Here is a 332-nt window from a genome sequence, read left to right as displayed (position 1 = left end):
CTCCTTCGCGGTCCTCATCGGAAGCTAGCCAAACCATATCGGCTTTTTTTGCTAATCCTTTAAGTTTGGTAACCAATGCTTTTTTATCTGCTGAAACTTCGTATTTGGGCTTGAATCCGTTCTCTACATCTACACCTATTTCTTTAGAAGGCAAATCGGCAATATGACCATAACTTGATTCTACTTGGTAGTCTGCGCCAAGAAATTTCTCGATGGTTTTTGCTTTTGCTGGTGACTCTACTATTACTAAATTGGTTGCCATTTACTTTTTTGTTTGTGTGGCAAAAGTAGAAGTTTTTTTTAAATATATAAGAATTGATGCGATTTTTGGG

1 protein-coding gene is annotated in these 332 nt (G+C 37.0%); it reads right to left on the bottom strand.

The window, feature by feature from the left end; genetic code table 11:
• On the bottom strand, positions 1-262 hold a 262-nt coding region (locus DIU01_RS00800), incomplete at its 3' end, for a toprim domain-containing protein (RefSeq protein ID WP_290831367.1).
• Between the last annotated feature and the right edge of the window lie 70 nt (positions 263-332).

Source organism: Flavobacterium sp., from assembly GCF_003525665.1.
Taxonomy (GTDB): domain Bacteria; phylum Bacteroidota; class Bacteroidia; order Flavobacteriales; family Flavobacteriaceae; genus Flavobacterium.
The sequence above is the reverse complement of the archived record's forward strand: the minus strand, read 5'-3'. Positions and strand labels throughout refer to the sequence as shown.